The organism is Pseudomonas sp. LP_7_YM (assembly GCF_004364435.1).
Lineage (GTDB): Bacteria > Pseudomonadota > Gammaproteobacteria > Pseudomonadales > Pseudomonadaceae > Aquipseudomonas.
The window spans coordinates 467,941-481,828 of sequence record NZ_SOCT01000001.1 but is presented as its reverse complement, the minus strand read 5'-3'; the positions used below and the strand labels follow the sequence as shown (position 1 = coordinate 481,828).

The following is a 13,888-nucleotide window of genomic DNA, read 5'->3' as shown; positions in this document are numbered from 1 at the left end:
CGACATGCGCTCTCTTACCCTCCATCTGAAAATACTGATCGCGACCCTGGTCACCCTCGGAATCGCGATCACGGCTTATCAGATATTGGTACTCGGCATCCCGGTGACCGAAGACGAAACCGACGACCTGTGGAACATCGACGCCAAGGTCGAATTCGTTGCCAACCCGAAAGACTCGGTCAAAGTACAGATGTATGTACCGCCGCTGTCACGCGATTACATCAGCCTCAATGAAAGCTTCATCTCCAACAATTACGGGGTAAACGTCAACCGGGTCGATGGCAACCGCAAGGTCACCTGGTCGGCCCGTCGTGCCGCCGGCAATCAGACGCTGTATTACCGGCTGGTATTGACCAAGCGTTACAGCGGCGAGAAAGGCAAGGTCAAAGGTCCGATCTTTCGTGACAGCATTGCCGTCGAAGGCCCGGAAAAGATTGCCGCCGATGCCCTGCTCGCGCCGATCCGTCAGCATTCGGCCGATGTGGAAACCTTCGTCAGCGAGGCTATTCGGCGCGTCAACAATCTGAGTGACGACAACGTCAAGCTGTTGCTCGGGGGCGATACGTCGGTGCAGAACAAGGCTCGCATCACCGAGATTCTGTTGTCCGTCGCCCATGTTCCCGTAGAGAAGGTCCACACCATCCGGCTGGTCGCCGATCAACCGCAGATGCCGGAACTCTGGTTGCGCAGTTTCAACGGCAAGGACTGGCTCTACTTCAATCCTGAAACCGGCGAAGCCGGGCTGCCGCAGGATCGCTTGCTGTGGTGGGTGGGCGACGACAATCTGATCTCGGTCGAAGGCGGCAAAAAGGCCACGGTCAATTTCAGCCTGAACAACAGCGAAATGAACGCCATCCGCCTGGCCAAGCTGACCGACGAAAGCACCGATGCCGACTTTCTCGAATACTCGCTCTACGGCCTTCCCCTGCAGACCCAACAGACCTTCATGATCATGGTGATGATCCCCATCGGGGTGCTGGTGATTCTGATCCTGCGTAACCTGATCGGCCTGCAGACACTGGGCACCTTTACCCCTGTGCTGATTGCCTTGGCGTTCCGCGAAACCCAACTGGGCTTCGGCATCGTCCTGTTCACCATCATCACGGCATTGGGTCTCTCGCTGCGTTCCTATCTGGAACATCTTAAGCTGCAGATGCTGCCAAGGCTTTCGGTGGTACTGACGTTCGTGGTGGTGTTGATCGCTGCCATCAGCCTGTTCAGTCACAAACTGGGGCTGGAGCGCGGGTTGTCGGTGGCGCTGTTCCCGATGGTCATCCTGACCATGACCATCGAGCGTCTGTCGATCACCTGGGAAGAGCGCGGCGGCAGTCATGCCATGAAGGTCGCTGTCGGTACGCTGTTCGCTGCCTCTCTGGCGCACATCATCATGAGCGTGCCGGAACTGATCTACTTCGTCTTCACCTTCCCGGCGATTCTGCTGATTCTGGTGGGCTTCATGCTGGCGATGGGCCGTTATCGCGGCTACCGCCTGACCGAACTGATCCGCTTCAAGGCCTTCCTGAAGACAGACGCCGAACGAGAAAACGCCAAATGATGGGCTGGTGGAAAACCTGGAAAGCCCTCGAAGCCAAAGGGATCATGGGCATCAACCGGCGAAACGCCGATTACGTGCTCAAGTACAACAAGCGCAGCCTGTACCCGATCGTCGATGACAAGATCATCACCAAGGAACGCGCCATCGCTGCCGGCATTCATGTGCCGCCCATGTACGGCATCATTTCCACCGAGAAGGAAATCGAAAAGCTCGACGCGATCATTGGCGATCGCAACGACTTCGTCATCAAACCGGCCCAGGGCGCCGGGGGCGACGGCATTCTGGTCATTGCCGATCGTTTTGAAGAACGCTTTCGCACAATTTCCGGGCGCATCATCAGCCATGAGGAAATCGAGCACCAGATCTCCAGCATCCTGACGGGCCTGTATTCCCTGGGCGGCCATCGTGATCGCGCGCTCATCGAATACCGCGTCACGCCCGACCCGATCTTCAGCAGCATCAGCTACGAAGGTGTCCCGGACATTCGGGTGATCGTGCTCATGGGCTATCCGGTGATGGCGATGCTGCGTCTGCCCACCCGCCAGTCGGGCGGGAAGGCAAATCTGCACCAGGGCGCCATCGGTGTCGGCGTCGACCTGGCCACAGGGGTGACCCTGCGCGGTACCTGGCTGAACAACATCATCAGCAAACATCCCGATACCACCCATCCGGTGGATGGCGTGCAACTGCCCAACTGGGACGGATTCATGCACCTGGCCGCCGAATGCTATGAGCTCTGCGGCCTGGGTTATATCGGCGTGGACATGGTGCTCGATAAGGACCGTGGCCCGCTGATTCTCGAGCTCAATGCCCGCCCCGGCCTGAACATTCAGATTGCCAACGACTGCGGACTGACACACCGTACGCTCGCCGTTGAAAAACGCCTGGAAGAACTCGTTGCCGAAGACAGGCACGACAGCCCGCAGGAGCGGGTCAGGTTTGCTCAAAGCCTGTTCGGGCACGTCTGATCAAAGCGCCCTCTTAAACACCGCGCATTCCTGTAGCGGAGCAGACAAAACAACGGCGCACAGTCGCCCATTTCCTGCACTGCCCCTAGGAGCAACATCCCCGGAAGACTACAATCGCCCTCCGCGCACCCTGACTGACTTCCATCGCATGCCAACCTGCTCAGTACACCCGCTCGCCTATCACGCTAACCCGACCGGGTATTTTTCTCGTGTTCGTCGTGCCCCGGGCGCCGTTCTGCTCGACAGCGGTCGGCCCAAGGCAGACCGTGGGCGTTTCGACATCCTTAGCGCCTGGCCACTTGAAACCTTCATCCCTGGCGCGCAGGAAACCGGTGCGAAATTCCTGCAACATCTGCGCGAAAGGTTGGCGGTTCTGGGCCATGCGGATCTGCCTGAGAGCAGCCCACTGCCTTTTGCCGGTGGAATATTGGGTTATCTGGCGTACGACTTCGGCCGCCTGCTTGAACCCCTGCCGGCCCGGGCCGTCGACGACCTGCACCTGCCCCTGGCGCAACTGGGGCTGTATGCCTGGGCGCTGATCAGCGATCACCAGCGGCGCACCACTGAACTGGTTTTCCATCCTGCGCTTGCCCATCACGAGCGTGATCGTGTGATCAGCCTGTTCGAGCAACCGCAGCCCTCACCACAAGCCACTTTCAAGCTCACCGCCCCCTTTGCGTCCGACACAAGCGCCGAGCAATACCGGCGTGCCATCGAGCAGATCCATGCCTATATTCAGGCAGGCGATTGCTATCAGGTGAACTTTGCCCAACGTTTCCGGACCTGTTATCGCGGCGACCCCTGGACGGCGTATCAAGCCTTGCGCCTGGTGTGCCCTACCCCGTTCGCCGGATACCTGAGCCTTGCGCAGGACGATGCGGTCTTGAGCCTGTCGCCCGAACGCTTCATCAAAGTCAGCCAGCGGCAGGTCGAAACCCGCCCGATCAAGGGTACTCGACCACGCGGCAAAGATGAGGCCGAAGATGCGGCATTCGCCAGAGAGCTGTTGGCGAGCCCAAAAGATCGCGCAGAAAACCTGATGATCGTCGATCTGTTGCGCAACGATCTGGGCCGCACCTGCCGCACCGGTTCAGTGAAAGTCCCGGAGCTGTTCAACCTCGAAAGCTATCCGAACGTTCATCATCTGGTCAGCGCAGTCACCGGTGAACTCGCAGCCGATAAGGACGCGCTGGACCTTATCGGCGGCAGCTTCCCCGGTGGCTCAATTACCGGCGCACCGAAAATCCGCTCGATGCAGATCATCGATGAACTGGAGCCTACCCGCCGTGCGCTGTATTGCGGGTCATTGTTGTATCTGGATGTGCGCGGCGAAATGGACAGCTCGATTGCCATCCGCAGTCTTCTGGCGCAGAACGGCCAGATTGCGTGCTGGGGCGGCGGCGGTATCGTCGCCGACTCGGATTGGCAGGCGGAGTATCAGGAGTCCATTACCAAGGTGCAGGTGCTGCTGCAAACGCTGGAGGGCTTGTGATCCGCGCCCCTCAGCACACGGCCAAGCTAACGTAGCACCACCCTGCAGAGCTGCGGCCTTCATAACCTCAACGCCCGGTTCGACGCCTTGATGAACGCCAGCTTCAGGTCTTCAAACGTCTGCACTGCCGGAAACTGCGCGAACTCACGGATAACGTTATCCGGTGCGTGGAACAGAATCCCTGCGTCCGCCTCGCCGAGCATACTGGTGTCGTTATACGAATCGCCTGCGGCAATCACCCGGTAGTAAAGACTCTTGAAAGCCAGCACTGACTGGCGTTTCGGATCTTTCTGACGCAGTTGGTAATCCATCACCCGTCCACTTTCATCCGTGATGAGACGATGGCAAAGCAAGGTCGGAAACCCCAGTTGGCGCATCAGTGGCTGAGAGAACTCGTAGAAGGTGTCAGAAAGAATGACCACCTGAAACCGTTCGCGCAGCCAATCGACGAACTCCACAGCGCCCTCCAATGGCGTGAGCGCGCCAATCACTTCCTGAATATCCGACAGCTTCAGACCATGCTCATCGAGAATGCGCAAGCGCTGCTTCATCAGCACGTCGTAGTCCGCAATATCGCGAGTCGTCGCGCGCAGGGATTCAATACCGGTTTTCTCGGCGAACGCGATCCAGATTTCCGGGACCAGCACACCTTCCAGGTCAAGACAGGCAATTTCCACAATTCACTCCTTGTGTTATGCGCAACCGATGTTAAAGAAGCAGCACTCTAACCATCGGGTTCCGGCCGCGCAAACTCAGGATTCAGGCAAATCGACGAAGGTTTTTGATACCATCTGCGCCATTACGAGCGCCCAGCGCCATATAGATTAGGAAGCCGCCTGATGAGCCATCCCTTCGACGTCGCCGAGATTGCCGCGACCTTCGCCAACAAGTCCGCCCAAGACATCCTCAAGTTTGCCTTTCAGCACTTCGGTGACGAACTGTGGATTTCCTTCAGCGGCGCTGAGGACGTGGTGCTGGTAGACATGGCGTGGAAAATCAACAAGGACGTCAAGGTATTCAGTCTGGACACCGGTCGCCTACACCCGGAAACCTACCGTTTTATTGATCAGGTTCGCGAGCAGTACAACATCGCCATTGATGTCGTCTCCCCTGACCGGGAAAAGCTGGAGCCCATGGTCAAGGAAAAGGGCCTGTTCAGTTTCTATCGAGATGGCCATGGTGAGTGCTGCGGGGTGCGCAAGATCGAGCCGCTGCGGCGCAAATTGAGCAGCGTGAATGCCTGGGCTACCGGCCAGCGGCGGGACCAAAGCCCGAGCACTCGCAATAATGTTTCAGTGGTAGAGCTCGACAGTGCCTTCTCGACGTCGGAACGCACCCTGTACAAATTCAACCCGCTGGCTCAGATGAGCAGCGCGGACGTCTGGAACTACATCCGCATGCTGGAGTTGCCTTACAACAGCCTGCACGAGCGCGGGTTCATCAGCATCGGTTGCGAACCCTGCACACGTCCCGTCCTGCCGAATCAGCACGAACGCGAAGGTCGCTGGTGGTGGGAAGAAGCCACGCAAAAGGAATGCGGGCTGCATTCGGGGAATTTGATCAGCAAAGCGTGAGGGCAACGCAAGACTGAGAGCCTTGAGCGGCAAGAAGCGGCAGTCCGTTCAAAGGCTGCTTTTTCTTGCCACTCGTAGCTGCAGCCCGGGGCTGCTGTTAATGCTCGGGCAACACCACACCCTCGAACAGCTCTTCCAGCTCCTGCTTGTTGTGGCACTGGATCGCTTTGGCCATAACGTCGCGCGTCAGGTGCGGAGCGAATTTCTCAATGAAGTCGCACATGAAGCCGCGCAGGAATGTGCCACGGCGGAAACCGATCTTGGTAACGCTGGCCTCGAACAGCTCGCTGGCATCCAGCACCACCAGATCACTGTCGAGCTTGGGATCCACGGCCATCTTGGCGACGATGCCGACGCCCAGCCCCAGACGAACGTAAGTCTTGATGACGTCGGCATCGGCCGCGGTGAACACCACTTTGGGCGTCAGGCCGCGATGGCTGAAGGCTTCGTCGAGCTTGGAGCGACCGGTAAAACCGAACACATATGTCACGATCGGGTATTCGGCGAGCACTTCCAGTGTCAGCTTCGGCAGCTTGGTCAGGGGATGGCCCTGCGGCACGACCACGCAGCGGTTCCAGGTGTAGCACGGCATCATCACCAGATCGCCAAACAGCTCCAGGGCCTCGGTGGCGATGGCGAAATCGACGGTGCCATCGGCCGCCATCTCGGCGATCTGCATGGGCGAACCCTGGTGCATGTGAAGTGCCACATCGGGGTACTGCTTGATGAAATTGCTGATCACCGGCGGCAGCGCATACCGCGCCTGTGTGTGAGTGGTCGCGATCGACAGGGTGCCCTTCTTCTCATTTGAGAACTCCTGGGCGATCTGCTTGATGCTTTCGACCTTGCGCAGGATTTCCCCGGCCGTGGTAATGATTCGTTCGCCAGCAGGTGTCACGCGGGTCAGATGCTTGCCGCTTCGCGCAAACACCTCGACCCCCAATTCGTCTTCCAGCAGACGGATCTGCTTGCTGATACCCGGCTGCGAGGTATAGAGGCTCTGCGCCGTCGCTGAGACGTTGAGGTCGTGGTGCGCCACTTCCCAGATGTAGCGCAATTGTTGAAGCTTCATATGTATCCCTCAAAGCCGGGAGACGCCGGGGCATCCACGACGGTATATAACTGGATTAATGGTCAGGAAGGCAAATCTAGAACTTTTTATCACTTTTATCAGGTCATGGCACGCTGCTTTTTCACCGACGCGAAAATTTCACGCGCTCACTCGTTTTCCAGCGTGGCTCTGCAACATCGGCACCATGTACACGGGGACTTGCGATAGCTGCAAAACCCGCGCTGCTGTGCGCCCGATCGGCATGGCGCCCTCAATGATGCGGCTGTGGCTGCCGACCACCAACAGATCGACCTTGAGCTGGTGTGTCTGCTCGATAATCACAGTGGAAGGATCCCCCTGCACCACCCGCACACTGCGAATCAGCCCCATGTCCGGGTTGTCTTCACCCAGCTCATCGCGAAAACCGGCCAGAACCCGCAACTCGATGCCTTCGATAACGGTATTGACCCCTTCACTGTGCAACTCCGTCAACACTTCCTCTGCCAGGTAAATCTGCAGGACGGACTCTGCGAACAGCCCCATGGGTTCGACGACATGGACCACGTGCAGCTCGGCACTGAACGTGCGCGCCAGCGCTAAAGCGTGCTGCAGGACATATGGCGAATGCAGACCAAGGTCTGTGGCGTAGAGCATCGTACGAATCATGTGACCTCCGGGCGGGCATGACAGCCGCGGACACACCTCAGCGTAGCAGCGCAGGAGCAAAACGGACGGCGCAATACAGCCTTGAGGTCTAAAAGTTCACTGTTTGAGCTCATTGCTGATGCCATGGGGCACGTGACCGGTCGCAACCACCTCTCGCGCCTTTTCACAGTGCCCCGGCTGGTCGTCAAAGAACACGTCCGCCGCGAAAGCTTCTAGAAAGGCCGACTTGTCCAGCCCGCCCAGAAACAGCGACTCATCCAGACGAATATCCCACTCGCGCAGCGTGCGGATCACACGCTCGTGGGCCGGCGCCGAGCGTGCTGTCACCAGCGCAGTACGAATCGGGCATGAGTCTTCGGGAAACTCCCGTTGCAGCTTATTGAGCGCAGCGAGAAAGGGTTTGAAGGGACCGCCTGGCAAGGGCAGTCGCGCCGCTTCTCGTTCACTGGCCTGAAAAGCTTGCAAGCCTCCCGTTTGATAGATGCGCTCGGATTCGTCGGAAAACAGCACGGCATCCCCGTCGAAAGCGATGCGCAGCTCCGCGCTGGCTGCACGCCGGGCACCGCCAGACAGGATGGTCGCCGCAGCAAAACCGGCACCCAGGGCGCTGCGCACATCTTCGGCATGGGTGGAAAGGAACAGATGACTGCCGAACGCCGCCAGATAAGGAAACGGGCTGCGTCCGCCGACGAACGCCGCGCGGGAAATATCCAGGCCGTAATGCTCGATGGAGTTGAACACCCGCAATCCGGTGTCGGCACTGTTGCGAGAAACCAGCACCACTTCTACCCGGGAATGGGCGAGGCTGGCATTCAGGCTCAACAGCTTTTCTACCAGCAGAAAGGCATCGCCAGGCTCCAGGACCTCGTCCTCATGATCGATCTGGTACTGACGGTAAGCCGCCACGCCATCGCTCATGTAAATCGCATGGCTTTCCCCCAGATCAAACAAGGCCCTCGAGGAGATTGCCAATACCAGTTTGTTGCCTGCGGTTTTCATGGTCAGGTCGTTGGTCATCGTTTTCCCCAAAAGTACATCGGAATGGAAGCCACCCCTTGATCATATACAGGCGCGACTGGGGCCCTCATGACTCAGCGGCTGATGAGTCGCCAGGCGCCGCTGCGTGAGGTCTCGATAAAACCGGGGGACACTTGTATCCAGGATGCCGATGCGCGGTTTCTGGATACTTTTGCTCAGGATCCCCCCTGAGAGCTGCGCCTTTCAAGGTGGATCGGTTCAAGGCAGTTCGTCGCAGGGTTGCGCCAGCGTCCGTTCAAGCCCCTCGATCATGGCGGCAGCCGATAGCTGACAGCGCATGGCGCCGTAGAACTCACCGTCGCGCACCACGAACAGGGTTGGCAAATGAAAAACGCCGTAACGCTGTACGGCGCCGCCATTTTCCTCGGCATCGATCCAGCACAGGCGTTGCACCGGTAACGCCAGCGCAGGCAAATGCTGCCGTGCCCATCGGCAACTGGAACAGCCGACACTGGTGAATATCAGTAACGAAATACCCGGCAGCGTCAGTAACTGTTGATCCAGGTCGAAATCTGTCAGCTGCAGTTGTTCCACACCGTCCTCCCAAGCTGTGCTGCACACTATATCCGCACAGGGTGGGTTTACAAACTTAAGGCGCGCCAAAGCGCGCGCGTAATGCGAGTGTGTCGCGCAATGCCGCGTCCGTTGGACGAAAGCCACGTTTACCCATTGTCGAGGCACGCCTTAACGCGCTAAGGTTCGGCTCCCCGCTGCGCTCAAATTCATGCTGGGCTCCGCCGCACGGGGAGCCTGAGTGTGGGAAAACCTCAGCGCTCGGCGATGCTGCGTTTTCTACACTCTGGTCCGATGCGACCAGCACCCGCGACCTGATGAGTAACACGATGGCTGATTTACCGATTGACGACCTCAACGTTGCCTCCAACGAGACACTGATCACTCCGGATCAGCTCAAGCGCGAAATCCCCCTCACCGCTGCCGCTCAAGCGACCGTGAGCCAGGGCCGCGAAGTTATCCGCAATATTCTCGACGGCAAGGACCACCGCCTGTTCATCGTGATCGGGCCGTGCTCGATCCACGATATCAAGGCTGCCCATGAATACGCCAATCGCCTCAAAGCGCTGGCGGCGGAGCTGTCCGACACCCTTTATCTGGTCATGCGCGTGTACTTCGAAAAGCCGCGCACGACCGTCGGCTGGAAAGGCCTGATCAACGACCCTTATCTGGACGACTCCTTCAAAATTCAGGACGGGCTGCACATTGGCCGCAAGCTGTTGCTGGATCTGGCCGAGAAAGGCCTGCCAACGGCGACCGAAGCGCTGGACCCGATCTCCCCGCAATATCTGCAGGATCTGATCAGTTGGTCGGCCATCGGGGCGCGTACGACCGAATCCCAGACCCACCGCGAAATGGCTTCCGGGCTGTCGTCGGCAGTGGGTTTCAAGAACGGCACCGACGGCGGTCTGACCGTGGCGATCAATGCACTGCAGTCCGTTTCCAGCCCGCATCGTTTTCTGGGCATCAATCAGGAAGGTGGCGTGTCCATCGTCACCACCAAAGGCAACGCCTACGGTCACGTGGTGTTGCGCGGCGGCAATGGCAAACCGAACTACGACTCGGTCAGCGTCGCACTGTGCGAACAGGCGCTGAACAAAGCGAAGATCAAGCCGAACATCATGGTCGATGCCAGCCACGCCAACTCCAATAAAGATCCGGCCCTGCAACCGCTGGTGATGGAAAACGTGGCCAATCAGATTCTCGAAGGCAACGAGTCGATCATCGGGCTTATGGTCGAAAGCCATTTGAAGTGGGGCGCGCAGTCGATTCCAAAGGATCTCGCCGATCTGGAATATGGCGTGTCGATCACCGACGCCTGCATCGATTGGGAAAGCACCGAGAAAACCTTGCGCAGCATGTACGCCAAGCTCAAGGATGTGCTGCCTGCGCGCAATCGCGGCTGATCAGCGCTTCTCAGACGACAACGCCGAGCACATGCTCGGCGTTTTTCATGGCGTAAATTGAACCGTACAGCGTACGAAGCGTCGGCTTAGATCTTCGCTGCCTGACGCTGGGTGCGCTCCATATAGCGCTCCACATAGGAGCACGACGGAATGACGGTGTAGCCGTTGCTCTCGGCATAATCGAGCGCGACTTCGGTCAGCGCCGCGGCTATACCGCGCCCCCGGAGCGAGTTGGGAACGAAAGTACGATAGATATCCAGAGTCTGCTTCCCCAGATCCATGTATGTCAGATAGGCACGATGACCGTCGATGGTGATCTCGAACTGGTGACCGGTCATGTCATGGTGGATGGACAACGCCTCGCTCATCACTACTCCTCGCGGGTCTTGGAATTTGACCCCTACCTTACCGATGTTTCTGCGGTGAAGAAACTATCAGGCCATATGAAAAACCATGCTGCCCGGCAATGTGGCTTCGAAAAGCATACTGCAGCACATTTGAGCGCGGTGCGGGTTGAACCTGACGCCACTGCTGAATGTCCATTGAGACGCAAATGGCGGGCTGGAGTCACGTCGAAAAGTGCCGAATCGACGTCTTTTTGAGAGGTTTCCTTTCGGGCATGGAGGTGAAGGGAGTTGATACCTGGCAGTGTCCCTTCTTCCCCTGCTGGCTAATCGACAAATGGCCTGATGACTTCGCAGGCAGGCGAGACCGCGGTGCAGGTGGAGCACTGACTGGGCGGACTCGCCTGACAGCGGCAGGCCTTTTCCAGAAAAAGCCTGAGGAGTTGCGCGGAAGGCTTTCAAAGCTAAGAATTTTATGCGCTTCTTGCGCATACTCCGTTTACTTACTACAAACAATGGGTAGTATGTACGCCGGTCATTTTCTCATTTTCGAGAGATGACTAATTCGATAGAAGTCCTTTAAGGGGAACACGATGAACAACGTTCTGAAATTCTCTGCTCTGGCCCTGGCCGCAGTTCTGGCTACCGGTTGCAGCAGCGCCTCCAAAGAAACCGAAGCTCGTCTGACTGCTACTGAAGATGCAGCCGCTCGTTCGCAAGCACGTGCCGATGAAGCCTATCGCAAGGCTGATGAAGCTCTGGCTGCCGCCCAGAAAGCTCAGCAAACTGCCGACGAAGCCAACGAGCGCGCTCTGCGCATGCTCGACAAGGCTAGCCGCAAGTAATAATCCCTCGGGGTTATTGATAAGCCGATCCGGTTCCGGATCGGCTTTTTTTATTGCCTGCCTTGCACTGAAAGCACTCGCGCGGCGAACGATGCTTCAGGCAATAAAAAACCCGTTCACCCTGCCCTGTTTCTTCCAGGCCTTGGTGAGCGGGCATCGACAGCATATGAAGTTATTGCAACGTCACCGGCGCATCGCTGGCCGCTGGTGCCTGAACGCCCGGCACTGCGATCTCGACGGGCATGCCATCTTCGGCAGCCACCACATCACGCACTTCATCCCAATTGATTCGCAGGCTGCCTGCCAGGTCTTCGCGTTTGAGCAAGGCGTTGATCACAGCAGTGTGCTTGTCGACCACCGAAGGGTTGCCGCTTTCATCCAGGGGCGTATGCGCTTCCAGATACACCTTGCCGCCGCTGATGCCGAACTTGTAGGGCTCGTTCATGATGCGCACGGTGGTGCCGACCGGCACCATGTCGGCCATTTCCAGCACGTTGTTGTTGTACATGCGGAAACAGCCGTGGCTGGTGCGCATACCGATGCCGAACTTCTTGTTCGAACCGTGAATCAGGTAACCGGGCAAGCCCAGGCCGAATTTGAAAGGCCCCAGCGGATTATCCGGGCCGGCAGGCACGACGTCAGGGAGGATGTCACCATCGGCCGCATGTTCTGCTTTGACCGACGCCGGCGGGGTCCAGGTCGGGTTCGGGGTCTTGGCGGTCACCTTGGTGGTGGACACCGGCGAGCCCCAGCCTTCCCGACCAATACCCAGCGGGAAGGTGTACACAACGTTCTGGCCTTTCGGGTAGTAATAAAGACGGTACTCGGCCAGGTTGATGACGATGCCCTCACGCGGGCCCGGCGGCAGGATGAAACGGGTCGGCAGGATCACCTGGGTGCCAGCGCCCGGCAGCCAGGCATCGACGCCCGGGTTGGCGGCGATCATTTCCAGATAGCCGAGATCGTACTGGGTGCCCAGGTCAGCGAACGTATCTTCGTATTTGGCAGTAACGGTCTGCACCCGGCCGATGATGTCTTCGCCTGGCGGCGGCAACGGAAACTCCAGAGCGGAAACAGGGCCGGCCGCACACAGTGCAGCAAGCGACAGACAGCGGGCGAAAGCTGGAATGCGCGACAACATCCGGAGAATCCTTGGGTAAACGGAAGGCTTGAGTGAGCGCGATTGTACACGCACCCCGAGGCCTCTGGGAGTGGGCGCGATGGCTTGCCCGGTACGGGGTTGTTACAGGGTCTGGTCGAGTTCCGGCCAGATGGGGTGCCAACCCCTTCGCTGGGCATCAATGATCGCCCGGCACAGCGGACACAACCGCTCATCCTGGTAGATCGCCTGCTGGACGTCGGACCAGCGCGGCTGGGCGGGCAGCAACGTACCGCAGAGGGTGCGGTCGGCTGAACCGGCCAGTTCCAGTTGCCGGGCGACAAGATGCACACGAACTTCCTGGCACGCGAAGAGGTCGAGTTGCTCGTCGGGCTCGATCAGTTGATAGGCAAACAGGGACCAGGCAGGGCGGCGCATCGGGGGGCTCCGAACAGGGGGCGCCACATTAGCCGAAAGGCTTCGTTGGGAAAAGGGCTGGAGGGCTTTAATTTTGCAGCTTGGAGCAGGTTGCCAGGAATGGGATTGGAGGTGGTGCGTATCCGTTTTTTGCGTGGTGTGGGCGGGATTCGCCCAATGTGCAATTTGTTGAGATCTGCCTGAGGATCAACGTTGAAGCCAGCCGAACATTTGCTTGCTGCCATTTGACAGAGCCAGCCAGACCCACCCGAGACTACAGACCTACTCCCGAATCCCCCCGCAACAACCTCACCTAAAGAAGCGCCTTCAACTGCGGCCAGACGTTTTCGAGCAATCGCCCCTGGGCATTGGCCGCCGGATGCAGCCCATCAGCCTGGGTGTACTCAGGCACCCCACCGACCCCTTCGAGCATGAACGGCACCAGCGCGACCTTCTTCTCGCGGGCCAGGTTGCTGTACACCTCTTTGAATGCCGTCGTATAGCGCGCGCCATAGTTGGGCGGAATCTGCATGCCCAGCAGCAAGACCTTGGCGCCGGCCGCCCGGGAACTGTCGATCATCGACGCAAGATTTTGTTGCATTTGCGCCGGGGGCTGCCCCCTCAGACCGTCATTGCCCCCCAGTTCGAGGATCACCAGATCCGGCTTGTGCTCTGCAAGCAACGCCGCAAGCCGCGCCTGACCACCGGCGCTGGTGTCGCCGCTGACCGATGCATTGACTACCTTGTCTTTATAGCCCTCATCGGACAGACGCTTTTCCAGAAGGCTCACCCAGCCTAAACGGGTATCCAGGCCGAAAGCCGCGCTGATACTATCCCCAACGATCAGAACCGTGCCCGCCATGGCTCCTTGAGACAACAGCAGCAACCCCAGGCCAGCACTTAAAAACCACGCACGCATC

15 protein-coding genes are annotated in these 13,888 nt (G+C 58.6%); 6 read left to right on the top strand and 9 right to left on the bottom strand.

The annotated features are described in order from the left end of the window. The first annotated feature begins 4 nt into the window (after nucleotides 1-4). From EC915_RS02275 to pabB, 3 genes are all read left to right on the top strand, one after another. Complete coding sequence (locus tag EC915_RS02275) at nucleotides 5-1,555, top strand: inactive transglutaminase family protein (RefSeq protein WP_133748897.1); 1,551 nt, start codon at nucleotides 5-7, stop codon at nucleotides 1,553-1,555. Further along, on the top strand, nucleotides 1,555-2,523 hold the full coding sequence (locus tag EC915_RS02270; protein WP_166650917.1) for an alpha-L-glutamate ligase-like protein: 969 nt from the start codon (nucleotides 1,555-1,557) through the stop codon (nucleotides 2,521-2,523). The genes EC915_RS02275 and EC915_RS02270 overlap by 1 nt, the downstream gene beginning before the upstream one ends. 148 nt (nucleotides 2,524-2,671) lie before the next feature. After that, nucleotides 2,672-4,015 (top strand): aminodeoxychorismate synthase component I, encoded by a 1,344-nt coding sequence (gene pabB, locus EC915_RS02265; protein WP_133748895.1) that lies wholly within the window; start codon nucleotides 2,672-2,674, stop codon nucleotides 4,013-4,015. 59 nt (nucleotides 4,016-4,074) lie between these two features. On the opposite strand, the gene thrH is transcribed toward pabB, so the two are convergent. After that, a complete protein-coding gene (gene thrH, locus EC915_RS02260; RefSeq protein WP_133748894.1) occupies nucleotides 4,075-4,692 on the bottom strand; it encodes a bifunctional phosphoserine phosphatase/homoserine phosphotransferase ThrH in 618 nt (205 codons plus the stop codon). Nucleotides 4,693-4,854: 162 nt separating this feature from the next. On the opposite strand from thrH, the gene EC915_RS02255 reads away from it, so the two are divergent. Continuing rightward, a complete protein-coding gene (locus EC915_RS02255; protein WP_133748893.1) occupies nucleotides 4,855-5,589 on the top strand; it encodes a phosphoadenylyl-sulfate reductase in 735 nt (244 codons plus the stop codon). A 97-nt stretch (nucleotides 5,590-5,686) separates the two neighbouring features. Here EC915_RS02255 and cysB read toward each other — a convergent pair whose 3' ends face one another. The 4 genes from cysB to EC915_RS02235 form a co-directional block, all read right to left on the bottom strand. Further along, complete coding sequence (cysB, locus tag EC915_RS02250) at nucleotides 5,687-6,661, bottom strand: HTH-type transcriptional regulator CysB (protein WP_133748892.1); 975 nt, start codon at nucleotides 6,659-6,661, stop codon at nucleotides 5,687-5,689. A gap of 138 nt (nucleotides 6,662-6,799) precedes the next feature. Continuing rightward, nucleotides 6,800-7,306: a universal stress protein gene (locus EC915_RS02245; protein WP_133748891.1), complete on the bottom strand. Its 507-nt coding sequence runs from the start codon at nucleotides 7,304-7,306 to the stop codon at nucleotides 6,800-6,802. A gap of 96 nt (nucleotides 7,307-7,402) precedes the next feature. Continuing rightward, a complete protein-coding gene (locus EC915_RS02240; RefSeq protein ID WP_133749397.1) occupies nucleotides 7,403-8,305 on the bottom strand; it encodes a 5'-nucleotidase in 903 nt (300 codons plus the stop codon). A gap of 237 nt (nucleotides 8,306-8,542) precedes the next feature. Further along, on the bottom strand, nucleotides 8,543-8,878 hold the full coding sequence (locus tag EC915_RS02235; RefSeq protein ID WP_133748890.1) for a co-chaperone YbbN: 336 nt from the start codon (nucleotides 8,876-8,878) through the stop codon (nucleotides 8,543-8,545). A gap of 308 nt (nucleotides 8,879-9,186) precedes the next feature. Here EC915_RS02235 and EC915_RS02230 point away from each other — a divergent pair, with 308 nt between their 5' ends. Then, entirely contained in the window at nucleotides 9,187-10,263 is a 1,077-nt protein-coding gene (locus EC915_RS02230) for a 3-deoxy-7-phosphoheptulonate synthase (protein ID WP_166650899.1), read from the top strand. A gap of 86 nt (nucleotides 10,264-10,349) precedes the next feature. On the opposite strand, the gene EC915_RS02225 is transcribed toward EC915_RS02230, so the two are convergent. Then, nucleotides 10,350-10,631 (bottom strand): GNAT family N-acetyltransferase, encoded by a 282-nt coding sequence (locus EC915_RS02225; protein WP_133748888.1) that lies wholly within the window; start codon nucleotides 10,629-10,631, stop codon nucleotides 10,350-10,352. 569 nt (nucleotides 10,632-11,200) lie between these two features. Here EC915_RS02225 and oprI point away from each other — a divergent pair. Then, nucleotides 11,201-11,452 carry an outer membrane lipoprotei OprI gene (gene oprI, locus EC915_RS02220; RefSeq protein WP_003199355.1) on the top strand — a complete coding sequence of 84 codons (252 nt, stop codon included), beginning with the start codon at nucleotides 11,201-11,203 and terminating at the stop codon, nucleotides 11,450-11,452. Between the two features lie 172 nt (nucleotides 11,453-11,624). Here the strand turns inward: oprI and EC915_RS02215 are convergent, their stop codons facing one another. From EC915_RS02215 to EC915_RS02205, 3 genes are all read right to left on the bottom strand, one after another. Then, entirely contained in the window at nucleotides 11,625-12,593 is a 969-nt protein-coding gene (locus tag EC915_RS02215; protein WP_133748887.1) for a L,D-transpeptidase family protein, read from the bottom strand. Between the two features lie 102 nt (nucleotides 12,594-12,695). Further along, entirely contained in the window at nucleotides 12,696-12,989 is a 294-nt protein-coding gene (locus tag EC915_RS02210) for a hypothetical protein (protein WP_133748886.1), read from the bottom strand. A gap of 292 nt (nucleotides 12,990-13,281) precedes the next feature. Next, nucleotides 13,282-13,887: an arylesterase gene (locus tag EC915_RS02205; protein WP_133748885.1), complete on the bottom strand. Its 606-nt coding sequence runs from the start codon at nucleotides 13,885-13,887 to the stop codon at nucleotides 13,282-13,284. Between the last annotated feature and the right edge of the window lies 1 nt (nucleotide 13,888).